The organism is Microbacterium maritypicum (assembly GCF_008868125.1).
GTDB classification, from domain to species: Bacteria; Actinomycetota; Actinomycetes; order Actinomycetales; family Microbacteriaceae; genus Microbacterium; species Microbacterium maritypicum.
Map to the genome: position 1 here is coordinate 1 of NZ_WAAQ01000003.1, position 26474 is coordinate 26474.

Here is a 26474-nt window from a genome sequence, read left to right on the forward strand (position 1 = left end):
CGAGGATAATTTGGCATTTGACAAGTGCACGCTGTTGAGTTCTCAAGGATCGGATGCTCCCACGACCCAGCCATCACAGCCAGGCCCGAAGGGCAACTTCTCTATCTTACCGATCTCGTTTCCGTTGTCAAGTCCGAGTTTTTCTCGGCCTGACCGTGGGAACGGATCAGCACCGTCATCCTGTTCACTCAGTGAGTGTCTGGGATTCGGGAGGTGTTAGCTGCTTGACGGGAGCCGGTCCGAGGACCTCCGCTCAACCGTTTGGGGCGAACAAGTAATAAGTTACGCGGATCCCGGGGATCGGGCAAATCTAGGCCGACCGCCGGGCGTGTCGCGGTCCTGCGCCTGCGTATCCGCGCGACTCTCCTACCCCTGTCGCGCCTCACTCCGTGGTCATGGGTGTGGTCGTGACGTCGATGTTGCCGAAGGGGAACGGGCTGAAGACCGTCCAGGAGCCGGAGGTGAACCCCTCCGTCGGGATCATGAAGAACCAGACGCGTGAGACGACGATCGCGACAATCACGAGGGCCCCGACTCCGATCGCTGCCCGGTTCAGAACCTTGAGGGCACCGTGTTCGTCGCTCGCCTTCATCACGCGGCCGAGAGCGACCAGAACGATCGCAGCAATACCGACGTAGACCAGCGGGGTGGGACCGAGGGTCAGCTGCACGCATAGGGGAGCCTCATCCACCGGCTGCCCCGACGCATCGATGAACCCGCCGCTGCCATCGATGCCACCAGGGCAGGTCGCTCTACTCGCGACCATGAGGGTGGGATACACCAGCGCGGCGATCACGGCGAGGATCAGAAGGCGACGGATCCTCGCGATGACCAGCACTCCGGGGAGTCCAGCGGCAGCAGTGGTCTCCGACGGGGTGTGCGGAAGCGACAAGGCGATCTCGTCTGTGGGGGGGGTCGTCTTCATGATGGCTCAGTGCTCGGCGTGGGGGAAGAGGTGAAGCGGGACCCAGAACTGGAGTCCTCCGTGTTCCTGGCCGCGATCTGGAGCAACACCACTCCGCCCACGGGTCTCCGGAATATCGGTAGTGTTCGGCGAGAGCCCGAGTAGAAGGACGGCAAAGATGCCCGAAGCACCTCAAGGTTGGTACGCCGATCCCGAGCACCCCGCCCAGCAGCAGCGCTGGTGGGATGGCACCCAGTGGACGATTCACACCGCGCCTGTGGGCCATGCGCCGGCAGCGACCGCCGCGGTGGCTCCCTCCCAGACGAAGTCTTCGCGGTTGAAGATGATCCTCATCGTGGGAGCAGTAGTTCTGGCAATCCTGCTGCTCACCCGCAGCCTCGGCATCATCATGATGTTCGCCGGCCTGACCCTCTTCTTCGTCGCGATCTACGCGATCGTCCGCGGGTCGGCGAAGCTCTTTCGCGTACGCTCGCGCGGTGCTGCATGGGCTGCCCTGGGGCTCGCCTTCGTGCTGATGTTCGTGGGGACCGGTGCGAACGCCGCTCTCGGCGGCCCGGGTTCGGACTCGACGAGCTCAGGCTCATCCTCGTCCGACGCCAAGCCGTTCGCGTCCACCCAGACCGAGAAGCCGACCCCCTCTCCGAAGCCCACCACCTTCGAAGAAGTAGAAGAGTCGACGGTCGTTCCGTTCGAGCGCACGACAGCTGACGATCCGCAACTCGATGTCGGGCAGACCGCCATCACGACGGCGGGCGTCGACGGAACCAAGGTCACCACCTACCGCGTGACCTACGTCGACGGAGTAGAAGTGTCGCGCGAGGTCGTCGGCGAGATCGTTACCGTCGTTCCAGTGAACGAAGTCACGTCGAACGGGACGCGACAGCCTCCTCCCGCGCCCGTGCCTTTGGTGCAGCCCGCGGCTGAGTGCCACTCGAGCTATTCGGGAGTCTGTGTGCCCATCGCGTCGGATGTCGACTGCGCGGGTGGCAGCGGTAACGGGCCGGCGTATGTTCGCGGACCACTGCAGGTGGTCGGGCCGGATGTGTACGACCTCGACCGCGACGGTGACGGGATCGCCTGCGACTGAGACGGCTCCGCCCTACGCTGGAGCGTCTGCCTCATTCTCGAGGCGCCTTCCCCTGGAGCTCCATGTCTGCAACGACGGTCGATGATCGTGCCCGCTACCGGGCGAACCCCTCTGTACTGACGGCGCTGAAGAATCCGCGGATGCTGACCCGCGAGGTGCTGGCAGGTCTCGTCGTCGGACTCGCACTCATCCCCGAGGCCATCGCGTTCTCGGTGATCGCGGGCGTGGATCCCAAGGTGGGGCTGTTCTCGTCGTTCATCATGGCCGTGTCGATCGCGTTCCTCGGCGGGCGGCCGGCGATGGTGACCGCGGCGACCGGAGCCGTCGCGCTCGTGATCGCGCCGGTCGCGCCGATGTACGGGCTGGACTACTTCATCGCGACAGTGATCCTCGCCGGCATCTTCCAAGTGATCCTCGGAGTGGTCGGCGTCGCAAAGCTCATGCGCTTCATCCCCCGCAGCGTCATGGTCGGGTTCGTGAACGCGCTGGCGATCTTCGTGTTCAGCTCGCAGTTCCCGCAGCTGATCGACGTGCCGTGGCTGGTGTATCCACTGGTGGCGCTCGGGATCGTCGTGATGCTGGTGATGCCGAAGATCACCAAGATCGTGCCGGCGCCGCTGGTGTCGGTGGTCATCGTGACGGGAGTGGTGCTCGCGTTCGGCATCACCGTGCCGACGGTCGGCGATCAGGGCGAGCTGCCGCGGAGCCTGCCCTCTCTCTTCTTGCCGGATGTGCCGTTCACGTGGGAGACGTTCACGATCATCGCGCCGTTCGCGCTCGGGGTCGCGGTGGTCGGGCTGTTGGAGTCGCTGCTCACCGCGAAGCTCGTCGACGAGATCACCGACACCCACTCGCGCAAGAGTCGTGAGGCGTGGGGGCAGGGCGTGGCGAACGTGCTGTCGGGGATCTTCGGCGGCATGGGCGGCTGCGCCGTGATCGGTCAGACGATGATCAACGTGAAGGCTTCGGGTGCGCGGACCCGCATCTCGACGTTCTGCGCCGGCCTCTTCTTGTTCTTGCTGGTGGTCGTGTTCGGCGACTTCGTCGGGACGATCCCGATGGCAGCGCTCGTGGCCGTGATGATCATGGTCGCGATCGGGGCGTTCGACTGGCACAGCGTGCGTCCGTCGACGTTGAAGCGGATGCCGAAGAGCGAGACCTTCGGGATGGTCGCGACCGTTTTGTTGGTCTTGGTGACGCACAATCTGGCGGTCGGGGTTGTGGGTGGGGTGCTGGTCGCGTCGGTGCTGTTCGTGCGGCGGGTGGCGCACTTCGTTTCCGTTACGCGCGTGCTGTCTGCGGCGGGTGATGTGGTGACGTACGTCGTGGAGGGGGAGTTGTTCTTCGCGTCGAGCAACGACCTGACGACGTTGTTCTCGTACTCAGACGATCCGCCTCGCGTTGTCGTCGATCTGTCGGGGTCGCATGTGTGGGATGCGTCGACCGTGGCCGCGTTGGATGCGATCGAGACGAAGTACCAGGCGTTGGGGAAGACGGTGGAGATCGTCGGGATGAATGAGAGCAGTGAGCGGATGCGGGGGCGGTTGACGGGTGGGTTCGAGTCGTAGGAACTAGATCGAGATCAGAAACCCATTGAGGCAGCGAATGGGGCTACTTCTTCTGCGTAACGTTCGCAATCTCAAGCTTGAACCCCAGGTTGCGGACTTGGCGCCCGTGCTGCATGAGATTCAGTTTGCTAAAGAACGGCAGCCATTTTGAGGCCGTCCCGCTTCCGCTAGCGATCACGACGTAGACGACGGTGTACCGCGCGGGGTCAGGGACAGTTCTCTCGTCGGGGATCAGTTCCAGCCAACGGGCTTCATCCATCAAGCGCATGTCGACGATCTTCTGCCGGAGCTGACGGCGATACTCGCCGTCCTCAACGAACGTCCGACCAGACACAGAGCCTTGAGCGAAAAGGTGACTCAGCGTTGATGATCTCGCCTTCCTCTTCACATGAATTATGTGTCGTTGCGCCGAGAGAACGTCACAGAACTCAACCCCCGAAGGAGAACCCCCTGGTCGAGGAATCTTCGCATCGAGGAGGAGGAGATCCGGCGACCGCCCGGCAAGAGCCGCATTGTAAGCCGCTTCAGTCCGTCCGGGCTTGTTCTTGATCAGTTGGATCGATGCAGTCGCGATTCCGTCCACGAACTGATCTACCTGTTCTTTGATCGACGTCGAGAATTCGAACCAGGCGCCTTCCAAGAGGACATAGTGTCGACCGTTTAGCTCCTGCTCAGAGATGAGACACTTGTGGACCGTCCATTGCTTCGACCAATCATCGGCGGAGCGATTAAAACTCACCATCACCCCCCGCTGTCGGAGTTGGTCCACGGTCAGCGCCCGCCGCTTTTTCTTTCCCATCTTGTCTAGGTACTGATCAAGATCTAGATCGTCGTATGCCGCGTCTCGCGTCGGAGAAATACGGAACGCATCGATCTCGCCCCAGTCGAGTGCATCGGGCATCGCCATGTATGTGCGGCTAGTGTCAGCGCCTTTCAACTGCTGAACCATCTGTTCCTCCAGCGCGCTCACTATCGTGGGATCTCGCATCATGCTGAGGTTGTCAACCCACTCGAAGTCGGCAAGGTAAGCCTGCTCCGCGTGCGCCGATCGCAACTCCTTGAGGATGCCGGTGAGACTGTGCGTCGTCGTATCGATGGTGAGAACCACCGGGTCTGATCCTGAAATGCGAGAACCGAGGCGGTTGTCGCGCGCTTCCCCTGTGACAGCTCTGAGAATATCGCTCGTGACGTCGAGACCGAAGATGGGTAGCGATGCAGACCTGCTCGCTTGCGCCGACGTTGCCACTGCGATGTCCTCGAACTTCTTGGAGTCCATGCTTCTCAATTGCGACGGGTCCACCCGGTTGAGCACCACCCGCAACCCAAATCGAGATACGACTCTTTCCTGATTCAACAAGCTTCGCCCGTACCCGAAAGTGATTGCAAACCAAGTTCGCTCAACTTCCACGACCAATAGCCCTGACGCAGAGGCTGAGCTCAAGTGCGACGGCATCGTCGCAACATATTTGCCGACGAAGTTGGTCCACGCAGGCGGCTTCGGCGGGCGCGAGACTTAGAAAAACTCGCCTTCTAACCCGGACATCAGCGGACTTGACTGGTATGAAGCGGCGGAATCGATCGCATCAGCTGCGATCGAAACACCATGCAGCATGTAAATCGTCAACCGTTGCCTCATGGCTTCTCCTCGTCGAGTCGAACATCGTGACCCAGCGCCGTATCAACGAGACGGGTCAGCTCGGACCGTTCTCATTTATCGGACATTTATCGAGACGATAGCTGAACCTGACGATGATTGCACGGCTTAATCCTCACCATGAGTTAGGCATACTCAACGCCCGCGTGTTGGAGGACTCGCAGCCATCCGGAAGCCAGGGCAAACGAGCGCCGATTTTCTTCACCGCGCCTAGACCGGACGCCGGGCGCAAGGGGGCGCGGCGAATCCGCGTGCGAACCTTCACAACGATCGCAGCGCCCTGGCAGTAGATCCCTCCTCACATCTGCCCAGCCCTCTAATTGGGAACCCGCGGGCGCTCCGCTGGGGATGCACGGAGGCGGCCGCTTCAACGCGTTCGACACAGTTGGCTGAGAGGATGTCAGTGGCGTGGGCTGCCATCGCGCCAACCGAAGGAGCTGCTGTGCCGAACACCTCGATCAACCACGCGCGAATCGTCTCGCTCATCTGGAGTATCGCCGATGACGTGCTGCGAGACCTCTACGTCAGGGGCAAGTATCGGGACGTGATCCTCCCGTTCACCGTGCTACGCCGACTCGACAGCGTGCTGGGCCCGACGCGCGATGCCGTGATGGCGATGAAGAAGATGCTCGACGATGCGGGCATCGCCGATCAAGACGCGCCCCTCAGGGACGCAGCCAAGCAGGACTTCTACAACACGTCCGGGTTCTCGCTGCAGGAACTTCGGCACACATCAAACTCAACGCGGCTGAGGCAGAACTTCGAGGCCTATCTCGACGGGTTTTCGCCCAACGTGCAGGAGATTGTGGACAACTTTGAGTTCCGTAACCAGCTGCCACGCCTGACGAAGGCCGATGCGCTCGGCGCTTTGATCGAAAAGTTCCTCGCTCCCGATCTTGATCTGTCGCCGAGTGGCCTTGACAACCACGGGATGGGCACCGTCTTCGAAGAGCTCGTCCGCCGTTTCAATGAGGAGAACAATGAGGAGGCCGGTGAGCATTGGACTCCTCGCGATGCGGTGCGACTGATGACCCGGTTGATGTTCGAGCCGATCGCTGACGAGATTCCGTCAGGTACGTACCGGCTCTACGACGGGGCGATGGGCACCGGCGGAATGCTCACCGTCGCCGAGGAGACGCTGAAGCACTTGACGGAGGCCTCCGGCAAAAGAGTGTCAACTCATCTGTACGGCCAGGAGATCAATGCTGAGACCTATGCCATTGCGAAGGCCGACCTGATCCTCAAGGGCGACGGTAAGGCAGCTGACAACATCGTCGGCGGCCCGGAGTACTCGACCCTCTCAAACGACGCGTTCGCGGGCCAGGAGTTCGACTTCATGCTCTCGAACCCGCCGTATGGCAAGAGCTGGAAGACCGACCAGGACCGGCTCGGCGGCGCAAAAAAGATCATCGACCCGCGGTTCATCGTCGCGCACGACGGCGACAGTGAGTACTCGCTCGTCACTCGGAGTAGTGATGGTCAGCTGATGTTTCTGGCGAACCTGATCTCAAAGATGAAGCAGGGGACCGAGCTGGGCACTCGGATCGCATCTGTTCACAACGGGTCCTCACTTTTCACGGGTGACGCGGGGCAGGGTGAGAGCAACATCCGGCGATGGATTATCGAGAACGACTGGCTCGAGGCGATCGTCGCGCTGCCCCTCAAGATGTTCTACAACACCGGCATCGCAACCTATGTTTGGGTTCTCAGCAACCGGAAAGAGGCGCGACGTAAAGGCAAGGTGCAGCTCATCGACGCAACGGGATGGTCCACACCGCTGCGAAAGAACTTGGGCGAAAAGGGCGTGGAGGTCAGCGCGGACGATGCCGACAAGATCCTCCAAGCGTTCACGGCATTCGACCAGTACGAAGACGCCGACCGTTCAAAGGTCTTCGCCGGGGCGGACTTCGGCTATCAGAAGATCACCGTAGAGCGACCGCTCCGCATCGTAGGCATCGATCAGGACCGCGTCTACTCTGCGAAGGAAATTCGGCAGCTGAAGGACACGGGCGTGCGGGACGAGAGCGCACCCCCCGTCATCAAGAAGGTGCTCCCATACGGGGCTGTTCCTGATCCGCTGCATGGGCGGTACGAGGCGGTCATTGACGGCCGCGCCCGCGTTGTCGAGTACGAACCAGACACCGACCTCCGCGACACCGAACAGGTGCCACTGACCGAGCCAGCCGGTGACTACGCCGATGGCATCGAGGCGTTCTTTCGTCGCGAGGTCACGCCCTACGCCCCGGATACGTGGATCGATGAGGCGAAGACGAAGATTGGCTATGAAATTTCTTTCGCGCGCCACTTCTACAAGCCGGTTCCGATACGCACTCTCGCCGAGATCCAAGCAGATATCCGCATCCTCGAAGCCGAAACCGAAGACTTGATCACCGAGATCGCGGGTGAAGACTGATGTTCCGGGACCTAGCCGGCTACACGACCTATCAGCAGGCACCGGCCTCGAGCTTGCCGCGACTCCCGGCCGACTGGCAGTGGAATCGATTGGCGGCGGTTGGTCGACAAGTCAGGGAGACTGGTCGACCCGATTTGCCGCTTCTATCAGTTTATCTCGGCAGAGGTGTTATTCCGTACAATGAAGGCGGAGCGCGAGTTCATGCACCTAGCGAACGTCTCGACGCTTACCAGGTAGTCCGCCCCGGCGACCTCGTGCTGAATAATCAGCAGGCTTGGCGAGGTTCTGTTGGCGTATCGCCCCACCATGGGATCATCAGTCCGGCATATATTGTTTGGCGAAATACTGGCGCTATTACCGCCCAATATGCCGAACACCTATTCCCGGCCTCGGTTATGGTGGATCAGTTTGTGACCGCGTCGCGCGGCGTGGGAGATATTCAGAGAGACCTTCACCGACCGTCGTTGCGGAATGTGCTGGTGCCTCTGCCCCCTCTTGACCACCAAGCTGCTATCGCGGCGTACCTCGCCTACGCGAACGCCCGCATCGAAAAGGCTATCGCCGCGAAGCGCCGCCTTGTCAGGCTTCTGGACGAGATGGATCGGTCGATCGACAATAACCTCGCTGGCGCCATTGATACGAGAGCTGATTCCAATTCTGATATCGAATGGCTTGGATCGATTCCCCCCAGCTGGGACGCGGTGCCCGCGAAACGCCTGTTCGTTGAGGTTGATCGAAGAAGCTCTACCGGAAGCGAGGGCCTTCTGTCGTTGCGCATGCGTGAAGGTCTGGTCGACGCAAACGAATTCACGGAGACACCTATCCCCAGCACAGACCTCGTGGGATACAAGATCGTTCGGCCTGGTGAAATCGTTATGAATCGCATGCGTGCCGCGATTGGTCTTTTCGGAGTTGCGAAGAAAGAAGGCCTGGTAAGTCCAGACTACTCGACGTTGAAAGTCACGCGGGGCGTAGACCCCGATTTCTACTTGCATCTTTTCAAGACCGACGCGGCAATGGCCGAGTTCCGCCGAAGATCGAACGGCCTGGGTACAGGATCATCCGGATTTATGCGCCTGTACTATGAAGACTTTGGTCCGATGTCACTCCCCCTTCCGTCGATTGATGAACAACGGATGGTGGTCCGCACCATCCGTAGACAACGCTCGGAGACAATGCCCCTCCGTTCACGTGCGCAACGAGAGGTCGCGCTGCTCCAAGAGTTCCGCAACCGCCTCGTTGCCGACGTTGTAACTGGTCAGATCGACGTCCGCGCGATTGCCGCATCGCTGCCCAGCACCCCTGAGCCGGGTGACGACCTTGGCGCATTGACGGATGATAATCTCCAGGAACTACCGAGAGAAGCGAGGATTGAGCATGCAGCGTCTCAATGAGGAGAGCTTAGAAACGCTCATCGTCGCGCAGATGACTGAGGGGAGCTGGGCTGAGGGTTCACCTGGCGATTATGTAGCTTCTTATGCACTCGATCTCGGTCATTTCACCGCGTTCATCGAGTCGACCCAGCCCGATCTCGCAGAGCCACTCGGGCTAACTATGGAAACTTCAACTCGTCACAAGTTTCTCGCGCGACTTCAGGGAGAGATCACGAGGCGTGGGGTCGTTCATGTGTTACGCAATGGCGTCGACCATCACGGCCTCCACATCGACCTGTACTACCCCTCGCCTGTGGGTGGGAACGCGAAAGCGGCTGATCTGTTCCGCGCGAACCGGTTCGTGATTACGAGGCAGGTACATCACAGCGTCAGCAACTCGGGCGACGCCGTCGACCTTGTCGCGTTCATCAACGGCCTGCCAGTCTTCACGTTCGAACTGAAGAACAACATAACGAACCAAACCGTCGAAGACGCGGTTCAGCAGTACCAGCGCGACCGAGACCCGCGCGAGCCGCTGTTCGCGTTCGGTCGGACGATCGCGCACTTCGCACTCGACGATCAGCGTGCGCGGTTCTGCACCGAGCTCAAGGGCGCTTCGTCGTGGTTCCTACCCTTCGATCAGGGATTCAACGATGGTGCAGGCAACCCGCCGAACCCTGATGGGGTCATGACGGACTACCTGTGGCGGCGGGTGCTCGCGCCGTCGAGCTTGGCGGGAATCATCGAGAACTACGCGCAGGTCGTGATCGAGAAGAGCCCGAAGACTGGCAAGAAGGTGTCAAAAGCGATCTTCCCTCGTTACCACCAACTCGAAGTGGTGCGCCGTCTCCTTGCTGACGTCGAGGTGAACGGGGCTGGCCGTCGCTATCTCATCCAGCACTCGGCGGGCAGTGGCAAGTCGAACTCGATCGCGTGGTTGACCCACCAGCTCACCGAAGCCACACATCAGGGCCGCATCGCGTTCGACTCGATCATCGTCGTGACGGACCGCATCATCCTCGACAACCAGCTCACGCAGACCATCAAGTCGTTCTTGCAGGTGGGGTCGACCCTCGTGCACGCCGACCGGTCTGGAGATCTGCGGCGGGCGATCACAGCGGGCAAGAAGATCATCGTCACCACGGTGCAGAAGTTCCCGTACATTCTGGACGACATCGGAGCCGACCACCGCGACCGTACCTTCGCGATCGTGATCGACGAGGCGCACTCGTCCCAAGGGTCCAAGACCTCAGCGGCGGTCTCGCGGGCACTCGCCGGCGTAGAAGCCGAAGATGACGACACCGTCGAGGACCGGATCAACCGGATCATCGAGGGCAAGAAGTTGCTGACGAACGCGAGCTACTTCGCGTTCACCGCGACGCCGAAGAACAAGACCCTCGAGATGTTCGGTGAGCCGGTTCCCAACGCTGAGGGCGGCACCGGGTTCCGGCCGTTCCATTCGTACACGATGAAGCAGGCGATCCAGGAGGGCTTCATCGTCGACGTGCTCTCCAACTTCACGCCCGTGGGCAGTTACTACAAGCTCATGAAGACCGTCGAGGACGATCCCGAGTTCGACGCGAAGCGCGCCTCGAAGAAGCTTCGTGCGTACGTCGAGGGAAACGAGCACGCGATCGGGCAGAAGGCCGCCATCATGGTCGATCACTTCCTCGCGCAGGTGGTCGCGAAGCGTAAAGTCGGTGGTCAGGCGCGGGCGATGGTCGTGACCTCGTCGATCGCACGATGCATCGAGTACTTCCACGCGATCCGTGATGCACTCGCCGCGCGGAAGAGCCCGTATAAGGTGATCGTCGCGTTCTCCGGTGAGCACGAGTACAAGGGCATGAAGGTCACGGAGGCGAGCTTGAACGGCTTCCCCTCCAACGCGATCGCGGAACAGGTGAAGACCGAACCGCATCGGATCCTCATCGTCGCGAACAAGTTCCAGACTGGCTACGACGAGCCGCTCCTCCACACGATGTACGTCGACAAGACTCTCTCAGGGGTGCTGGCCGTGCAGACGTTGTCTCGACTCAACCGGGCGCACCCGTCCAAGCACGACACGTTTGTGCTCGACTTCGCCAACGATGCCGAGGACATTCAGCGCGCGTTCGAACCGTACTATCGCACCACGGTGCTGGCGGAGGAGACTGACGCCAACAAGCTGCACGACCTGGTGAACGACCTCGATACCTTTGGCATCTATACCCTCGAGCAGGTCGATGAGTTCGTCGCCCGATACCTGGCGGGGGAGAGCCGCGACCGGCTCGACCCGTTACTTGATGTCAGCGTGGCCGAGTACATCGAGCTCGTTGACGAAGACGATCAGGTGATGTTCAAGGGCAATGCAAAGGCGTTTCTGCGCACCTACAACTTCCTCTCCACGGTCCTGCCCTATGGGAGCAGCGAGTGGGAGAAACGTTCGATCTTCCTTGATCACTTGGTGCCGAAGCTTCCTGCCCCCAAGGAGGAAGACCTCTCGGCCGGCATCCTGGAGAACATCGATCTGGAGTCGTATCGGGCTGAGAAACTCAACGCGATGAAAATCGTGCTCGACGACGAGGACGGCACGCTCGACCCAGTCCCGGCCGCGGGCGGAGGCCATCGCGCCGATCCTGAACTCGAGAGGCTCTCGACGATCGTCAGGAGTTTCAATGACCACTTCGGCAACATCGAGTGGAACGATGCCGACCGTGTCGAGCGGTTTATCACCGAGGAGATCCCGCGTCTCGTCTCTGAGGATGAGGCCTACCGGAACGCACAGGTCAACGACGATCCGGTGAATGCCCGCGTGGAGAGTGATCGTGCACTTGGTCAGGTGATGCTGCGTCTCATCGCTGATGACACCCAACTCTTCAAGGAGTTCCAGGACAACAGCAGCTTCAAACAGTGGCTAGCAGAAGCTGTGTTCAGATCCACCTATAGGAAGAGGAGCGATTAGCGGCGCGGCCAATGTCGCACCTCGAACGACCACGCCTGAACTAGAGGACCGATCACATTGTCGTCGCCAAACTCAACGCACCTCAATACGCCCGATGAAAGCCGCGCGCCCATCTATCTGTTCGTCGATGAGTCCGGGACCTCCGCTTCCGACCCACTCACACTCGTGGGAGTAACTGCATTTCGCGACATCGAACGCGCCGAGTCCGAGATCGCATACGCGTACCAACGTGCTCTAGGTGACGTCTCGCTGTGGCCGAACGTCGAGAAGCGCCGGACGTTCGCATCTGTGGGGTTCCACTTCACCGAAGACAGCGAGTCGGTAAGGGCGTCGATGCTTGGCGCGCTCGGTTTGCTCGAGTTTCGAGCATACGTCGCGTACTCGACGAACGACCCCTCGCAGTCGACGAGCGACAAGCTCACCACTATGTACGGCACCCTGTTGTCTAGTGTGCTTGCCCGATATCGCGACTCTGACATCACACTCGTCTTCGAGGAGAACAGCGAGATGGATCCGCTGTACGGAAAGATCTGGCAGTCGCTCCTGGAATCCGTTGAAGGGCTTGATTCGGCCCGAGCATACGTCGGCACCAAGGCCGCCCCCTGTCTAGCGGCTACCGACTACGTTCTGGGAGTGACCCGTGTGTATCTGCGCGGCGCACCTCGCGACTTCGAGGAGAATCGCTATGTGGCCCTCGGTGCCAATCTCGCGTACCTCATAGATTTCGACGACGATGTCCACCTTGGTGGCACCCGGCACCCTATCCTGTAGTCAGGGTCAGGGGTCCGCAGTTTTGGAGACGAGTCGTCTCCGTAACCATGTGATCTAAGAGAATGAGCCACTATGGCACCCCTGACCCGTCAACTTGAGTTCACCTTCCACGAAACAGCCGCATCCCTCGAGTCGGTGCTGGGAAAACCCAGCTCGGCGATAGAGGCTCTTGCTTCGTCATGCGATGCAGGTACCGCGTATGAAGTCGGCGTACTGTCCATCCGTCGTAAGTTGCGAGTCATCCGGGTGCCAGAACGAGAGCTCGATGCCGTTCATCGTCGAATCAACATGTTCTTGTTCCCTGTCGATTTGTCAATGAATCCCCATGCGCACGGCTACGTCGCGCGCCGCTCCACTCTTTCGAACGCCTCACCGCACGTCGGCGCGACGTTTCTTCAGAAGTTCGACGTCAAGGACTTCTTCTCCAGCGTCTCGCGCGAGCAGATTGCGGGAGCCCTGACAAGGATCGGTTTGGGGCAAGACGCCGCACAACTACTGAGTCGTCTCGTCACTTGCCAAGGTGAGCTTCCTTTGGGGGCCCGGACCAGTCCTCGGATCTCCAACCTTGTGCTCGCCGATTTCGACGAGTCGATAGGGGCGGTCGCTTCGGACGCGGGATTGACTTATACCCGGTACGCCGATGATCTCACTTTTAGCTCCCAGAGCGCATTCGATGTCTCACACGAGGTGAGGACTCAGCTGGAGCTGCGCGGGTTCGAACTCAATCTGGCGAAGTCAAAGAGCTTTCGTTACGGACAGCCCATGTTCGTCACGGGGCTCTCAATCTCAGACAAGACGCGAGCGCGAGTGCGGAAACGGTTCAAGTCGCGTCTGCGGAAGGAGTTCTACTTCGTCGAGAAGTTTGGGATCGAGGGCCACGCTGAAGCCATTGACGAAGACGAGCATCACGCCAGCGCCCGGATCATGGGTCAGTTCCACTACGTACGTGCGATTGAGCCAGACTTTGCGGCTAAACTGGCGGCCACTTATCCGACCGCGTTTCAGACGTTGATCCCAGAGCGATACGACGACCGGATCGCCCGCGTGCAGCGCAAGCGGGATGAGTTTCTCACAGACGTTGCTCGACAGCCCGGCCTGCATCTGCCCGTCTACCTGCCAACCACACCCCTCACCGTTGGACGATAGCAACGTGGCTGCTCTGATCTCCCGAGACGCTGACGCAACCATGTGACGCGCCTCGACCGGCCGAGTTTTCCCTCCGATGTACCCCGTTCTGCGCGCACGATGGGCCCCGTCTCAGTCGCTCCCCTAGCAAGAGTCAGCCCTCACGCCCACCAAACCGCTCCCCCGAACTAACCTGCTGAGCCACCCGCCGCAGCGCCAGCAACAACGGCTCCACCAGCACCGACCCCAGCACCACGTACCGCACGGCAGCTTCCGCAGACTCCCCCGGCACCCCGGCGATCTCCGCATCCGCAATCCGCCGCATGCTCGCGAGGTACTCGGCCATCACCGCATCCTGCACACTGAACCCGACGCGCTCCAGCCCCTGCAGCGCTCGCGCCACCGCATGCAGCACGGCCGGGTCGCACATCCCTGGCTTCCACCCGAGCCCTGCGACCAGGCGCTCAGCCTCCGTCAGATCCAGCGACTCATCCACCGGGGGCGTGATCGCCGCATGCGCTGTTCCGAGCAGGTCGTTCGCACTCGCCGGCGGATCATCCAGCGCGCCGAGCACCCGCCGCGTCTCGGCGATGCTCACACCCGCGTCGAGCAGCGCGCGGATCACCCGCAGCCGCTCCACGTGCTTCTCGCCGTAGGCGGCCTGAGTCGCGGAGCTGCGCTCACCCTCGGGCAGCAGCGCCTCACGCAGGTAGTACTTGATCGTCGGCACCGTCACGCCGGTCTGCGCGGACAGTTCGGAAATTCTCATGGCCACCTCTTGACTTCGATAGTAGCGCTATCCATTATGGATAGTGACGCTATCCAATCAAGAGGAGTCCTCATGTCGAAGGTCATCACGGGCCGCATGACCCACCGCCACGAGGGCGAGCTCGTCGTGTTCCACATCGGGATGCAGATCAACCGCTGGTGGCGCCCCGACCTGTGGATGCCGGCCTTCTTCGCCATGCCGCGGATGCTGCGCGAACTCTCCATCGACCCCGACTCGGGCATGCTCGGCTACCACCTGCTCTTCGGCGCGGGCGGCCCCTACGTCGTGCAGTACTGGTCATCCGTCGACAAGCTGTACGCCTACGCGTCCAGCCCGTCGCAGGAGCACCGCCCCGCCTGGACCGCCTTCAACCGCGCCGCCCGCAAGGCTCCGGGAGCGGTGGGCGTGTGGCATGAGACTTTCCGCGTCGACACCGCCGAGAGTGTCTACGTGTCAACGAAGCCGATGGGGCTGCCGAAGGCCACGGAGCTCGTCGAGGTCGGACGCCGTCAGGACCGGGCGCAGGCGCGGTTCGCGGAGGGGCGGACGCAGGCGACGCACTCTGAGGCCATGGAGAGCTAGCCGCTTCCTTCCACCCGGTCGTCGCTCACCGAGCGAGCACCAGCTTGCCGCTCAAGGCCGCGCTCGGGTGTCCAACACCACGCTTGCTTCATCGGATCCTCGAACGTAATGCACGTCACGGCGTATCGCTGGGCCTTGAGGAGCGGCTCGTAGGCGACGTCCGGACGGGTGACCTGCGGATCCCCCCACGGCTGCTCCGAACCCGCAGCGTTGCTCATGAGCACGTACGAACCCGGCGGCAACGATGTGAAGGCGATAGCCCCACTCGCGCTCCTCACGTTCGAGTTGCCACGCGTCTCGATCCGCACGTCCCGGAAGACCGTGGCACCCTCTCCAGCATTCGTCACAAACACACCGAAGCGCTTGTCCTCGCCCTCGGCCCAGACAACCCACCACGCTTGCAGTTGCCGCGCGATACCCGCGTGCTCCCGAGACTGTTCTCGCGCCCGGGTCTCATCGGCAAAACTCTTGGCGTCCCTGCGCGTCTGATCCGCCGTGGCATTGGCAGCAAGCGCTGATCTCAGGGCAAAGACACTCACCAACGCCGCGGCAACAGCACCGATCGCCCCAAGCCCTTCGAACCAGCTACCAAAGGGGAGGCCTGCCAAAACTGTCATGTGCCGACCATAAACCAAGCTACGCGACGGCTTTAGAGGGCACCGATATGAAGCAACGTTCCAGTTCTCCCGGATGGACAGAGCCACAAGCCGCTGAGAAGATCCCAGCGCTCATAGAATGCAATCGACCACGCCTGATTGGTCCAGCAAGGGAGCACTGGGTGAAGACCGACCTCACGACGCCTCAGGGAATCTTCGGCATGCCGCAGCACCTGACCGTTCCCATCTATCAGCGCCCGTATGTGTGGACCCAGGAGGACCAGTGGGCACCCCTCTGGGGCGACATCAGACGCCTGACTGAGCATCGGATGGACAACCCCGGTTCGAACGCGACGCATTTCCTCGGAGCGGTCGTCACACAAGACGCACCGACCGGTCCTGTAGGTATGCAGGAGTTCCAGATCGTCGATGGCCAGCAAAGGCTGACGACGCTGCAGCTCGCTCTCGACGCGACAGCGGCAGCCTTCGCCGCACGCGATCTGCATGCGCTCGCCGCACGCCTCAACTTCCTGACGCACAACGACAGCAACTTCGTCGGAGACGGAGAGACGGCATTGAAGCTGCGCCACACGAACAGAGATCGACCCGCGTTCGACGAGGTGATGGTCGCCGAGCCGCCGGTCGATCATGCGGCACTGAGTCACCGCAGCTCACTCCTCACGCAGGCGCACGAGTACTTCGCCTCGCACGTCGGCGCCTGGCTTGACTCCGATCCCGACACTCTGAGTGCGAGAGCAGACGCACTCGCTATCTCACTCCAGACGGCACTGCAACTCGTAGTCATCCGTCTGACGTCCGACGAGGACTCGCAGGAGATCTTCGAGACGCTGAACGCCCGTGGCACTCCGCTGACTGCAGCCGACCTCATCAAGAACTTCGTCTTCCAGCGGCTGAAAGCAGAAGGCAAGGACACGGCGGAGGCGTACCGGAGTTGGCCGTTCGAGACGAAGTTCTGGGAGGCCGAAGTCAGCGTAGGGCGCTTCCCCACGACCCGCAGCGCGCTCTTCCTCGGGCAGTGGCTGATCTCACGAGTCGGCAAGGAAGTGAGCCCTCGCTCCACATTCGCGCGCTTCAAGTTCTTCACCGAACACGAAACCGACCACACGATGTCGGAGCTCCTCGAACTCATCACGGCCCAAGCCGCCACTTACCAACAACTCACCGAGCGCGCCGCCGAAACGCATGCTGACCTCAACCGCGTGGAGCTCCACGTCTATCGGATGTCGGTGGCCCAGGTGGAGATCACCAAGCCCGTCGTGCTCTGGCTCACCGAACCAGGCAACCCTTATGGACCTGGAACGATCGCTGGTGTGGTCGATGCTGTTGAAAGCTGGATCGTCCGCCGACGCCTGCTGCGGCTGCAGAACGGCGATCTTGGCCGAGTTGCCGCCGAGCTGATCTCGGCCGCACGTGGGGCATCCGACGAGGACGTCGTCGACAAGGTCCAGAGACACCTGACGCGCCAACAGTCCACCAGCACGTACTGGCCCGGCGACGAAGAACTCACTGAGACGTTGCGCTCCGTGCCGTTCTATCGGCGCTTTCCCCAACCGATGCAGCGGATGCTTCTCCAAGCGATCGAAGACTGGTACCGGGGCTACACGCAGATCGGCCCGTCGAAGACAGGCATCAGGATGCACCGAGACAAGAACCAGGTCGAGCATCTACTGCCTCGAGCATGGCAGTCTCACTGGCCTGTTTCGGATGCGGCCGCAGAGGCCGACCGCGACGAGCACGTGCACCGGCTCGGAAACCTCACCCTCATCACTGGTTCGCTCAACGCCTCGGTTTCTAATGGCCCTTGGCTCGGGGACGACGGCAAGCGCGCCGCCATCCATCGCCACGATGTTTTTCTCATGAACCGCGCAATCGTCGATTCGTCTGCCGATGGCTGGGCCGAGCGGCGCATCGATGAGCGCACGGAAGAGATGATTACGGCCGTCGCGGCCACCTGGCCAGTTCCACAAGGCCACGAAGGCAAGACCATCGACCGATCGTCGCGATTGTCGAAGGCGACGGCGTCATACTCGGACGTGATTGCGGCAGGCCTGATAGAGGTCGGCGCCACCCTTCAATGCACCGACGGACGGTGGCCCGACGCGCGGGGAACTCTGCTCGCCGGCGGGAGAATGCTCTACGAGGGCAAGACCTACGAGAGCCCGGCTGGGGCGGCGAGGGAAGTACGCGGCGGCAAGAGCGGCAACGCATGGTACTTCTGGCGCGTCGAGGGAGGACCCGTGATCAACGACCTCCGCGAGGAGCTCCTGCGCTTGCCGTCCTGACATCAGCGAACCGTCGGACCTGCCCGAGGCGTGCTTCAGGAGACCCCGACTTCTCACCGAAGAACCCACTACCCTCGCACCATGCCCACAGATCGCCCCCGCGCCTGGATCTTCGACGTCGACGGCACCCTCGCCCTCATCGGCGACCGCTCGCCGTACGACATGCGCAACGTGGCGGTCGACACTCCGAACCACCCCGTCGTCGTCGCCGCTCAGGCGTTCGCCGCGCATCCAGACGTCGACGCGCTCATCGTCGTCTCGGGCCGCGATGAGACCGCTCGCCGCGCCACCGAAGCCTGGCTGACGTTCAACGAGATCCCGTTCGACCGCCTCCTGCTCCGACGTACGGGCGACCAGCGCGCCGACAACATCGTCAAAGCCGAGATCTACGACGCCCACATCGAACCGCACTTCACCGTGATCGGCGTCGTCGACGACCGCCGCAGCGTGGTCGAGATGTGGCGGTCTCGCGGGCTGACCTGCTTCCAGGTCGCCGAGGGCGACTTCTAGTCCGCGATTCACCGGCCGTGTGACCTCGCCTGTTCGGCATCAACGAAATGCCGGAATGCAACATCACCGTGGGGAATGACGTTCGAGCTCGGGCGCCCCGTATGCGCTCTGCGTGCTCCTCCTCGCAGAACCGATGAGACGATCTCAACGCGAACCTGCGATCCTGGAGGCATCATGAGCGACGTGAGAGCAATGTTGGCGTGTCTGGCAAACGAGGAGGTGGCTCGCGTCTTCGCGAGCATCGTCCTGCACGTCGACCCCGACGATATCCCTCAGGCGAGGAAGGAAAAGGCCGTTGAGGCCTTGTCTCGAAGCGGACTCATCACAGCAGAGACCGAAACCCTTGCGCTCAACTCCGCAGGAATCAGGGCAGAGCTGGCAGGTATTGGTGGCAAGGTGACGTCAGATCCCCTGCAGCGGTGGCTTGACGAAAGCGGTCGGATACGACAGTACCCACGGCGCGCAAACGAGCGAGAAAAGTTGCTGACGACGATTGGCGATCAGGCGATCAACGCGGGTGAACGGCTCACTGAAGCGGAAGTGAACAGCCGCCTAGAACGGTATACCTCCGATGTCCCGACACTGCGTAGGTATCTAGTCGTCCACCGGATTCTCGCCCGCGAGAACGATGGCTCGCGGTACTGGCGACCCTAGCTCGAGACCACGGAGCACCCGCCTTTACGCCGCAATCCCCCGCAGCAACCGCACCACCGTCTCCTCGACCCGCCCCGCGCTCAACGGCTGCCCGATCAACGCGGAGTACGACGCCATCGCGATGAACTGATCCGCGATCACGGCAGCATCCACATCCGCCCGCACATCCCCCGCGGCACGCCCGCGCGACACCCGCTCGGCCACCCACTCACGGATCGGCGCCGCCAACCGCTCGTTCAAGACGAGCCCCAGCTCGGGGTCAGCCGCCGTCACCTCGATCAGCGCCCGCGCGAGCGCCACACCCTCGGGCCGGGCCAACCCGTCGGACATGGCCGAGAACCACGCCCGCAGATCAGCCCCGAGGTCATCCGTCATCGGCACCGACACCTCGGCACCCGGCAGCGATCCTTCGAGCAGTGCCTCGCCGAGGATCGCGGCCTTCGACGGCCACCACCGGTAGATCGTCTGCTTCGACACCTCCGCAGACTCGGCGAGGCCCTCGATCGTCACGGCCTCGTATCCGTCTGCGGCGAGCGCGCGCCGCATCGCCTCCAGCACGGACTGGCGGGCTTTCTCACTGCGAGGACGGGGCACCATTCGAGCGTACCCAGGCGTAGACTCGAACATAAGTAGACGCACCGTTGCGAAACTACAGCGAAACCCGAACAAGGAGAACGAGCATGGCCCTCACCGCACACTCCACCATCGGCGACTGGATGAACGACCCGACCGGAGGGCCCCTCATCCGCGGACTCTTCGCGCAGACGGGCGCCGACCCCGAGCTGCTCACCCCCGTGCTCGGCCTTCCCCTGCAGCAGCTGGTCGCGATGAGCCAGGGCCAGCTTCCCCAGTCGGTGGTCGACGACCTCGTGCGCGCGGCCAACGGCGGCGAGATCCCCGAAGACCACACCTCCGAGGGCTGGACCGAGAAGCCCACCTCCGGCCGTTTCGCCGGCAAGACCGTGATCGTCACGGGTGCCGCCTCCGGCATCGGCAAGGCCACCGCCTCGCGCATCGCCCGCGAAGGCGGACGCGTGATCGCGAGCGACATCGCCGCCGAGAAGCTCGACGCTCTCAAGGCGGAGCTGCCGGATGCCGACATCGTCACGGTCGCGGGCGACCTCACGCAGCAGGAGGCGATCGACGCCGTCCTCGCTGCCGCGGGCGACCGCATCGACGGTTTGGCGAACGTCGCCGGCATCAACGACGACTTCTCTCCCGCGGGCGAGACCCCCGACGCCGTCTGGGACCGCGTCATCGCGATCAACCTGACCGCTCCGTTCAAGCTCATGCGCGCGGTCATCCCGGTGATGGAAGCCGCGGGCCAGGGCTCGATTCTCAACGTCTCGAGCGAGGCCGGCCTGCGCGGCAACGCCTCGGGCAACGCCTACACGGCCAGCAAGCACGGCATCGTCGGCGTGACCAAGTCGGCGGCCTTCATGTACGGGCCGAAGGGCATCCGCGTGAACTCGGTCGCCCCGGGCGGCGTCGCCACCGGCATCCCGATGCCCCCGCACATGTCCGAGTACGGCTCGGGCCGCCTGGCCCCGTTCCAGCAGGCGATCCCGACCGTGGCGACGGCCGAGCACCTGGCCGCATCCATCACGTTCCTGTTGTCGGACGACGCCGTGAACATCAACGGCGCCATCCTCGCCTCCGACGGCGGATGGTCGGTGCAGTAAAACCGCACCCGCGAAGCCGACGCCCCCGCCGACCCGAACGGCGGGGGCGTTTCGCATCTCCGGGCGGATGATGCACGGTGGGCGGCATCCTGGACAGGGTCGAACAATTCCCCCGGTCAGCGAACAGAAAAACTCGCCGCAACCGAACCGTGAACGGCACGATATATTGCAGAAACATACGTTCCATACGTTTCATACGCATCCCCAGGGCCACAAGCCTCCCCCGCACCACGACGACGTGACCGGTCGCCCGCGTTCTGCCTACCTGAAAGCCCCCATGCCTCGACTGACCTCCCCCGCCCGTCGACGATTGATCGCGACTCTTCCGATCACCGCTCTCCTCGCCGGCTCCCTTCTCGCCACCTCTCTTCCCGCGGCAGCGGCCGACGACTCCGTCGCCGGGCCCCGCACCTCGGGCGACCCGATGTTCCCGAACATCGGCAACGGCGGCTACGACGCCCTCGACTACGACGTCTCCCTCAGCTGGAGCCCGACCGGCGTCGCCGACGGACTGGTCACCGGCGACATCACCACTGCCACGACGACGATGACCGCCCGTGCCCTCGCTCCGCTGCACCAGTTCTCCCTCGACTTCGAAGGCATGACGGTCGAGGGGGTGACCGTCAACGGCGTCCCTGCCAGCTGGTCGCGCGACATCGACCCGGCTGCGGAGAAGTTCAAGCTCATCGTCACCGTGCCGACCCCGGTGGAAGGGGAGTTCACGGTCGCCGTCACGTACAGCGGCACACCCGTGCGCCACGTCGACAGCGACGGCGCCTTCGAGGGCTGGAACGGCACGAACGACGGCGCGATCCTCCTCGGACAGCCGATCGGCACCATGGCCGGTTTCCCCCACAACAACACCCCGAGCGACAAGGCCACGTACACGATCTCGGTGGATGCCCCTTCGGTTCTCGCCAACGTCTCCGGCGTGCAGGGCGACGCGGCCGTCGCCAGCAACGGCGAACTGCAGTCGAAGACCGTCTCGGGCGAGCGCACCACCTGGGTGTGGCGACAGGACAAGCAGATGGCCTCTGAACTCGTGGTCATCGCGATCGGGCGCTTCGAGGTGATCGAAGGCTCGGTCACCCTGAGCGACAACCGCGTCATCCCCTCGTGGTCCTTCATGGACGCGGGGCTCAGCGACACGAACAAGACCACCATCCGCAACCGGGTCGCGCAGCTCGAGACCATCACCCGCAACCTCGAGAGCATCTACGGCCCCTACCCCGGCAACAGCACCGGCGTGATCGTCGACACCGTGCCCAGCGGGGTCAACTACGCCCTCGAGACGCAGGACCGGTCGTTCTTCCCGAGCACGAACTCCGTGAACGGCAACACCCTCATCCACGAACTCGTCCACCAGTGGTACGGCAACAACGTCGCACCGACCACCTGGACCGACATCTGGATCGGCGAAGGGATGGCCACCTGGGGCCCGACCTACTACAACAGCGCCGCAGCCTTCGGCTCGGGAACCAGCACCGAGCAGAGCTACTTCAACTCGTGGAACAACAAGGCCTCGTCGAGCGCGGACTGGAACATCCCCCCGGGCGCCCAGACCGCCTCGAACGAGCTCTACGGCTACCAGACCTACACCCGCAGCGCCCAGTTCTGGGAGGCGCTGAAGATCTCGATCGGCGACGACGCCTTCTTCGCCCTGATCAAGGAATGGCAGACGCGCTTCGCCGGCCAGAGCCGCACGAGCGCCGACCTCAAGGCTCTCGCCGAAGAGCTCTCCGGCCGCGACATCACGGCACTATGGAACGACTGGATCCTCGAGCCTGGCAAGCCCGCCTGGCCCGACAAGCTGTCCGTCTCGCTGACAGCGACCCCGGCTGCCGCGGAACCGCTCGACATCGGCGACGCCGCCACCTACACGCTCAGCGCCACCAACACGGGCCGGGTGGCACTCGCCTCCTCCGTGGTGACGGTCGATCTCAGCGACGTGCTCTCGCGCGCGACGCTGGTGGCTGTGCCGACGGGCACTGTCCTCGACGGCACGACCCTCACCTGGAACGTGCCCGCGGGCGTCGCAGCGGGGGCCTCCACCGAGGTGCAGTTCACGGTCGAAGTGGCTGAGGATGCACCGAGCGGTGCCTTCTCGTCGACCGCGCGCGTCGCTACTCTCGGCGGCACCTGCGCCACCTGCGTCGCGGAGCTCTCGATCATGGAGGTGCTCGCGCCGACCAGCGCTCCGATCATCACGGGCACCGCGGCGGTCGGACAGACCCTGACCGCGACCTCGGACGGCTGGCCCGCCGGAACCGCGCTCAGCTACTCCTGGGCGATCGACGGCGCGCCCGTCGTGAGCGATGCACCCGTCCTGCGGATGGCCCGCGCGGCCGCGCCGGGCGCCCAGTTCGTCGTTCCGGCAGACGCCCTCGGCAAGCGGATCACGGTCACAGTGACCGGGACGCTCGACGGATTCCGTGCCGGTTCCGTCACGAGTGCGGCCACCGCAGCCGTCGGTCCCGCCCTCAGCCAGGGCGGCGGAGTTACGACCCCCGGCGGCGGCACCACTCCCGGCGCCGGCCAGCTGGGACAGACGGGTGCGGAACTGCCCATCGGCGGCGCAGCCCTCGGCCTGGTGCTGCTCCTGCTTGGCGCGGCATTCGTCGCTCGACGTCGTCGCCACCGCATCGACGCCGCCTGAGACATCGGCGGCTGCCGCGGCCCGCTCGCGGCATCCGCCGAGTGCCGCTCGCACTCACCATGACGCCCCGCCGGCGATGTCGGCGGGGCGTCGTGGTTCTCACCGCGCGTCGGCCAGCATCCACCGGCACCCGCCGGTCACTCCTGGCCGGGACGCGCCTCCCGCGCCATCGCCTGTCGGTGCGAGGTCAGCGCCGCCCGCACGGCCGAGTAGATCACCAGCCACGCGATGGCGATCCCGATGAAGACGTATACGAGATTCGCGAGAAGGAAGACGAGAAGTGAGTCAGCGAACATCGCCCCAGGATGCCGCAGCGCAGGTCGCAGGGCGGTCAGACTCCCCGTAGCCTCGCCACAGCCGCCCGCACGAGCGCGGCGTTGCCCGGTGCCGTCGCACCGTCGGGGAGCAGCAGGGTGTCTTCCAACCCGATCCGCGACGCCACGCCGAACTCGACCGCGAGGTCGAACACCGGCCACGTCGAACCCTCTTCCCCGTGGAGCAGGATCGGCAGGTCGGGCTCCTCGAGCTCGACGTGGGCGATCATCCCCTCGGCGTGGTCGCGCAGCGTGTCGGTCGGCTCGTCGGGAAGCTCGATGAGCACCCGCAGGCACTCCCCTCTGACGGGCGAGCGTTTCCACACCTCGAAGCCGGCCGCATCCCACAGCCCCGCCTCGACCGCGACACCTCGCTTCAGCAGCAGCGCGGCCACCTCGTCGGCGCCGGCCTCGTGCCAGTTGACCGACGCGTGATCAGGCAGCTCCGTCCACCTCTCGATGGCCGCGAGACGACGCTCGACATCGGGCTCGGCCCACGCCCCCGTAGTCACGCCGACCGGCACGCCAGGGCTCGCGGAGCGCATCGCCCGCACCCACCGTGCGACATCGTCGGCGGCGAGACTGTCGCGTCCCGTGGCATCTTTCGGATGCACATGCACCTCGTGCGCGCCCGCCGCCACAGCTCTGGCGGCGTCGTCGGCCACGACCGAGGCATCCGCGCTCAGCCACGGGTGTCCGACCGCATCGCGGGCGCCGTTGACGCATGCCTGCAACAGCATGCGTCGCTCGGGCCCGGGAACGTGATCGGCATCGAAAGTCGCGCTCATCGGCCGATCAGCTCACGCGGGTGCAAGTCGAAGGAGAAGGAGTCGACCGAAGGGCCCTCGTCGCTGCGCACCGTGTGCTCGACCTGACGCGCGACCGCGGCACTGCGACCCACCTTCACCGCCTCGGCCTCGCTCATGAAACTGCTGCCCAACGTCTGCGATTCGCCCTCGATGCGGTTGAACCAGATGCCGTTGCGGTGGAACGTCTCGATGTCGCCTGCAGCCATGGGGATCCCTTCTCTCGTCTCCCTTTCTACGTCAGGCCACCGACATCGAGGAGACCCTTGACAGCCTCGACAGCATCGCTCGAGAGCGCCGGATGTCAGGCCGCGAGACCGGCCCGACGCACGGCAGCGCCCATCGCCGCGAACGCCTCGTCGAGCACCGGACGAGGCGTCGCGAACACGATCCGCGCATGGTCCTCCGCACCACGCCCGAGCAGGCGTCCCTCGGTCAGCACGACCCCGGCCTGCTCACGGAAGAACGCTGCCGGGGAACCCGTGATCCCGAGCGCGGACATGTCTATCCACCCGATGTATGTCGCCTCGGGCACGCGATACACGGCGCCGGGAAGATGCTCGTCCACCAGCGACGCGAGCTGCCGCCGCGACCCGTCGAGGTACTCGATCACGTCCGTCAGCCACGGCTTTCCCGACCGATACGCCGCCGTCGAGGCGACGACGCCGAGGGTGGCCGCGCCGTGCTGCACCGCGAACCCGAACCGCGTGTAGAGCTGCTGATCCGCATCGTTCGAGGTGATCAGCTGCGCGGTCTTCAACCCCGGGATGTTCCACGCCTTCGATGCGCTCGTCCCCGTGACCGTATGCGCGGCCGTCGCCGGCGACACCGACGCGTAGGGCACGAACGGCGCACCGTCGTACCGCAGCGGGGCGTGGATCTCATCCGCGAACACCCGCCCGCCGTGCCGCTCCACGATCTGAGCGATCGCCTCGAGCTCCTCCCGACCGACGATCGTGCCGGTGGGGTTGTGCGGGTTGCAGAGCACGAGTGTCCGCGCCCCCGCGGCGAAGGCCTCGTCGATGCGCTGCAGGTCGTGCTGCCAGCGCCCGTCGATCTCGACACCTGGCACCTCGATCACCGGATGCCCGATCGCCGGCAGGTATGTCAGGAACGGCATGTACGCAGGAGTCGGCACGATCACGGGCGAACCCGCCGGCGCATACTCCTGCACCGCGACCCCGAGAGCCGCCATCACATCCGATACCGGATGCACCCGCTCCGGGTCGACCACCCAGCCGTACTCGTCGCGCATCCAGTCAGCCGTCGCCTCTCCCAGCTCCGTCGCCTGCGGGGGCGAGAGGTAGCCGAGGTTCTCGCCATCGATCGCCCGGTGCAGCGCCTCCGCGATCTCGGGAGCGACCCCGAAGTCCATCTCCGCCACCCACGCCCCGATGTGGCCGGGATGCAGACTCCACTTACGACTCTGCGGCCGATCGAGGAAGAGACGGGTACGCGCATCGAACGGATGCAACGCGTGCGAGGAACGGTCCGCGGTCATGATCTGGGTTCCCGCCGGTTCAGCCGACGGCGTCGGTACAGGAGGGGCGCAGGGCGCGGATCTCGGACACAGGAAACTCCATTCACAGCGGGGTCCGACCAATCTACGGACGGCCCCGCGCCGTCGCATTTCACGTTTCCGTGCGTGACGGCGATTCCCGGCGGTTCATCCGTCGGGAGATCGGACGGATGCAGGAGCAGAACGCGGCGAGTCTTCCTGCATCCGTCCCCGCTCCCTGCATCCG

The 26474-nt window shown here is 63.6% G+C and carries 21 protein-coding genes and 1 pseudogene; 13 read left to right on the forward strand and 9 right to left on the reverse strand.

Annotated features, from left to right (window positions below; genetic code table 11):
* Positions 1 to 382: 382 nt before the first annotated feature.
* The gene (locus F6W70_RS15715; protein WP_318278922.1) at positions 383 to 925 is read right to left on the reverse strand and encodes a hypothetical protein; all 543 of its coding nucleotides are present in this window, start codon (positions 923 to 925) and stop codon (positions 383 to 385) included.
* A 157-nt stretch (positions 926 to 1082) separates the two neighbouring features.
* Here F6W70_RS15715 and F6W70_RS15720 point away from each other — a divergent pair, with 157 nt between their 5' ends.
* Both F6W70_RS15720 and F6W70_RS15725 read left to right on the forward strand, forming a co-directional pair.
* Entirely contained in the window at positions 1083 to 2012 is a 930-nt protein-coding gene (locus tag F6W70_RS15720; protein ID WP_082531426.1) for a G5 domain-containing protein, read from the forward strand.
* A gap of 62 nt (positions 2013 to 2074) precedes the next feature.
* Positions 2075 to 3580 carry a SulP family inorganic anion transporter gene (locus F6W70_RS15725; RefSeq protein ID WP_151487272.1) on the forward strand — a complete coding sequence of 502 codons (1506 nt, stop codon included), beginning with the start codon at positions 2075 to 2077 and terminating at the stop codon, positions 3578 to 3580.
* A gap of 43 nt (positions 3581 to 3623) precedes the next feature.
* On the opposite strand, the pseudogene F6W70_RS15730 reads toward F6W70_RS15725, so the two are convergent.
* Positions 3624 to 5075, reverse strand: a pseudogene (locus tag F6W70_RS15730) (DUF6119 family protein); the annotation flags it as partial.
* A 601-nt stretch (positions 5076 to 5676) separates the two neighbouring features.
* Here F6W70_RS15730 and F6W70_RS15735 point away from each other — a divergent pair.
* The 5 genes from F6W70_RS15735 (at position 5677) to F6W70_RS15755 (ending at position 13878) form a co-directional block, all read left to right on the forward strand.
* Complete coding sequence (locus tag F6W70_RS15735) at positions 5677 to 7647, forward strand: type I restriction-modification system subunit M (RefSeq protein WP_151487274.1); 1971 nt, start codon at positions 5677 to 5679, stop codon at positions 7645 to 7647.
* A gap of 410 nt (positions 7648 to 8057) precedes the next feature.
* Positions 8058 to 9041: a restriction endonuclease subunit S gene (locus tag F6W70_RS15740; protein ID WP_151487275.1), complete on the forward strand. Its 984-nt coding sequence runs from the start codon at positions 8058 to 8060 to the stop codon at positions 9039 to 9041.
* Entirely contained in the window at positions 9025 to 11961 is a 2937-nt protein-coding gene (locus tag F6W70_RS15745; protein ID WP_151487276.1) for a type I restriction endonuclease subunit R, read from the forward strand. Before F6W70_RS15740 ends, F6W70_RS15745 begins: the two co-directional genes overlap by 17 nt.
* A 165-nt stretch (positions 11962 to 12126) precedes the next feature.
* Positions 12127 to 12732 (forward strand): hypothetical protein, encoded by a 606-nt coding sequence (locus F6W70_RS15750; protein WP_151487277.1) that lies wholly within the window; start codon positions 12127 to 12129, stop codon positions 12730 to 12732.
* 72 nt (positions 12733 to 12804) lie between these two features.
* On the forward strand, positions 12805 to 13878 hold the full coding sequence (locus F6W70_RS15755; protein ID WP_151487278.1) for a reverse transcriptase family protein: 1074 nt from the start codon (positions 12805 to 12807) through the stop codon (positions 13876 to 13878).
* Positions 13879 to 14011: 133 nt separating this feature from the next.
* Here the strand turns inward: F6W70_RS15755 and F6W70_RS15760 are convergent, their stop codons facing one another.
* Entirely contained in the window at positions 14012 to 14626 is a 615-nt protein-coding gene (locus F6W70_RS15760) for a MerR family transcriptional regulator (protein WP_151487279.1), read from the reverse strand.
* Positions 14627 to 14698: 72 nt separating this feature from the next.
* On the opposite strand from F6W70_RS15760, the gene F6W70_RS15765 reads away from it, so the two are divergent.
* Positions 14699 to 15208, forward strand: coding sequence for a DUF4188 domain-containing protein (locus tag F6W70_RS15765; RefSeq protein WP_151487280.1), 510 nt, complete (start codon positions 14699 to 14701; stop codon positions 15206 to 15208).
* Here the strand turns inward: F6W70_RS15765 and F6W70_RS15770 are convergent.
* Positions 15205 to 15825, reverse strand: a complete 621-nt coding sequence (locus tag F6W70_RS15770) for a hypothetical protein (RefSeq protein WP_151487281.1) — start codon at positions 15823 to 15825, stop codon at positions 15205 to 15207. The genes F6W70_RS15765 and F6W70_RS15770 overlap by 4 nt on opposite strands.
* Before the next feature lie 161 nt (positions 15826 to 15986).
* On the opposite strand from F6W70_RS15770, the gene F6W70_RS15775 reads away from it, so the two are divergent.
* The 3 genes from F6W70_RS15775 to F6W70_RS15785 all read left to right on the forward strand — a co-directional run bounded on the left by F6W70_RS15775 (position 15987) and on the right by F6W70_RS15785 (position 19271).
* Positions 15987 to 18107, forward strand: coding sequence for a GmrSD restriction endonuclease domain-containing protein (locus F6W70_RS15775; RefSeq protein ID WP_170287939.1), 2121 nt, complete (start codon positions 15987 to 15989; stop codon positions 18105 to 18107).
* Positions 18108 to 18188: 81 nt separating this feature from the next.
* Positions 18189 to 18617, forward strand: a complete 429-nt coding sequence (locus F6W70_RS15780) for a phosphatase domain-containing protein (RefSeq protein ID WP_127481555.1) — start codon at positions 18189 to 18191, stop codon at positions 18615 to 18617.
* Between the two features lie 174 nt (positions 18618 to 18791).
* On the forward strand, positions 18792 to 19271 hold the full coding sequence (locus F6W70_RS15785; RefSeq protein ID WP_170287940.1) for a DUF2087 domain-containing protein: 480 nt from the start codon (positions 18792 to 18794) through the stop codon (positions 19269 to 19271).
* A 24-nt stretch (positions 19272 to 19295) separates the two neighbouring features.
* On the opposite strand, the gene F6W70_RS15790 is transcribed toward F6W70_RS15785, so the two are convergent.
* On the reverse strand, positions 19296 to 19865 hold the full coding sequence (locus tag F6W70_RS15790) for a TetR/AcrR family transcriptional regulator (RefSeq protein ID WP_318278923.1): 570 nt from the start codon (positions 19863 to 19865) through the stop codon (positions 19296 to 19298).
* Between the two features lie 86 nt (positions 19866 to 19951).
* Between F6W70_RS15790 and F6W70_RS15795 the strand changes: the two genes are divergently transcribed.
* Both F6W70_RS15795 and F6W70_RS15800 read left to right on the forward strand, forming a co-directional pair.
* Positions 19952 to 20953, forward strand: coding sequence for an SDR family NAD(P)-dependent oxidoreductase (locus tag F6W70_RS15795; protein ID WP_151487284.1), 1002 nt, complete (start codon positions 19952 to 19954; stop codon positions 20951 to 20953).
* A gap of 277 nt (positions 20954 to 21230) precedes the next feature.
* A complete protein-coding gene (locus tag F6W70_RS15800; RefSeq protein WP_170287941.1) occupies positions 21231 to 23609 on the forward strand; it encodes a M1 family metallopeptidase in 2379 nt (792 codons plus the stop codon).
* Between the two features lie 137 nt (positions 23610 to 23746).
* Here F6W70_RS15800 and F6W70_RS17870 read toward each other — a convergent pair whose 3' ends face one another.
* The 4 genes from F6W70_RS17870 to F6W70_RS15815 form a co-directional block, all read right to left on the reverse strand.
* Positions 23747 to 23905 carry a hypothetical protein gene (locus tag F6W70_RS17870; protein WP_017830110.1) on the reverse strand — a complete coding sequence of 53 codons (159 nt, stop codon included), beginning with the start codon at positions 23903 to 23905 and terminating at the stop codon, positions 23747 to 23749.
* 35 nt (positions 23906 to 23940) lie between these two features.
* On the reverse strand, positions 23941 to 24711 hold the full coding sequence (locus tag F6W70_RS15805) for a 3-keto-5-aminohexanoate cleavage protein (RefSeq protein WP_151487286.1): 771 nt from the start codon (positions 24709 to 24711) through the stop codon (positions 23941 to 23943).
* Positions 24708 to 24938, reverse strand: coding sequence for a hypothetical protein (locus tag F6W70_RS15810; RefSeq protein ID WP_151487287.1), 231 nt, complete (start codon positions 24936 to 24938; stop codon positions 24708 to 24710). The genes F6W70_RS15805 and F6W70_RS15810 overlap by 4 nt, the downstream gene beginning before the upstream one ends.
* A 95-nt stretch (positions 24939 to 25033) precedes the next feature.
* Positions 25034 to 26230, reverse strand: coding sequence for a MalY/PatB family protein (locus tag F6W70_RS15815; RefSeq protein WP_151487288.1), 1197 nt, complete (start codon positions 26228 to 26230; stop codon positions 25034 to 25036).
* Positions 26231 to 26474: the final 244 nt, after the last annotated feature.

Coding starts and splice junctions, on each gene's coding strand:
- F6W70_RS15715 (WP_318278922.1), bottom strand. CDS start 925: ATGAAGACGACCCCCCCCACAGACGAGATCGCCTTGTCGCTTCCGCAC.
- F6W70_RS15720 (WP_082531426.1), top strand. CDS start 1,083: ATGCCCGAAGCACCTCAAGGTTGGTACGCCGATCCCGAGCACCCCGCC.
- F6W70_RS15725 (WP_151487272.1), top strand. CDS start 2,075: ATGTCTGCAACGACGGTCGATGATCGTGCCCGCTACCGGGCGAACCCC.
- F6W70_RS15745 (WP_151487276.1), top strand. CDS start 9,025: ATGCAGCGTCTCAATGAGGAGAGCTTAGAAACGCTCATCGTCGCGCAG.
- F6W70_RS15755 (WP_151487278.1), top strand. CDS start 12,805: ATGGCACCCCTGACCCGTCAACTTGAGTTCACCTTCCACGAAACAGCC.
- F6W70_RS15760 (WP_151487279.1), bottom strand. CDS start 14,626: ATGAGAATTTCCGAACTGTCCGCGCAGACCGGCGTGACGGTGCCGACG.
- F6W70_RS15765 (WP_151487280.1), top strand. CDS start 14,699: ATGTCGAAGGTCATCACGGGCCGCATGACCCACCGCCACGAGGGCGAG.
- F6W70_RS15770 (WP_151487281.1), bottom strand. CDS start 15,825: ATGACAGTTTTGGCAGGCCTCCCCTTTGGTAGCTGGTTCGAAGGGCTT.
- F6W70_RS15780 (WP_127481555.1), top strand. CDS start 18,189: ATGCCCACAGATCGCCCCCGCGCCTGGATCTTCGACGTCGACGGCACC.
- F6W70_RS15785 (WP_170287940.1), top strand. CDS start 18,792: ATGAGCGACGTGAGAGCAATGTTGGCGTGTCTGGCAAACGAGGAGGTG.
- F6W70_RS15795 (WP_151487284.1), top strand. CDS start 19,952: ATGGCCCTCACCGCACACTCCACCATCGGCGACTGGATGAACGACCCG.
- F6W70_RS15800 (WP_170287941.1), top strand. CDS start 21,231: ATGCCTCGACTGACCTCCCCCGCCCGTCGACGATTGATCGCGACTCTT.
- F6W70_RS17870 (WP_017830110.1), bottom strand. CDS start 23,905: ATGTTCGCTGACTCACTTCTCGTCTTCCTTCTCGCGAATCTCGTATAC.
- F6W70_RS15805 (WP_151487286.1), bottom strand. CDS start 24,711: ATGAGCGCGACTTTCGATGCCGATCACGTTCCCGGGCCCGAGCGACGC.
- F6W70_RS15810 (WP_151487287.1), bottom strand. CDS start 24,938: ATGGCTGCAGGCGACATCGAGACGTTCCACCGCAACGGCATCTGGTTC.
- F6W70_RS15815 (WP_151487288.1), bottom strand. CDS start 26,230: ATGACCGCGGACCGTTCCTCGCACGCGTTGCATCCGTTCGATGCGCGT.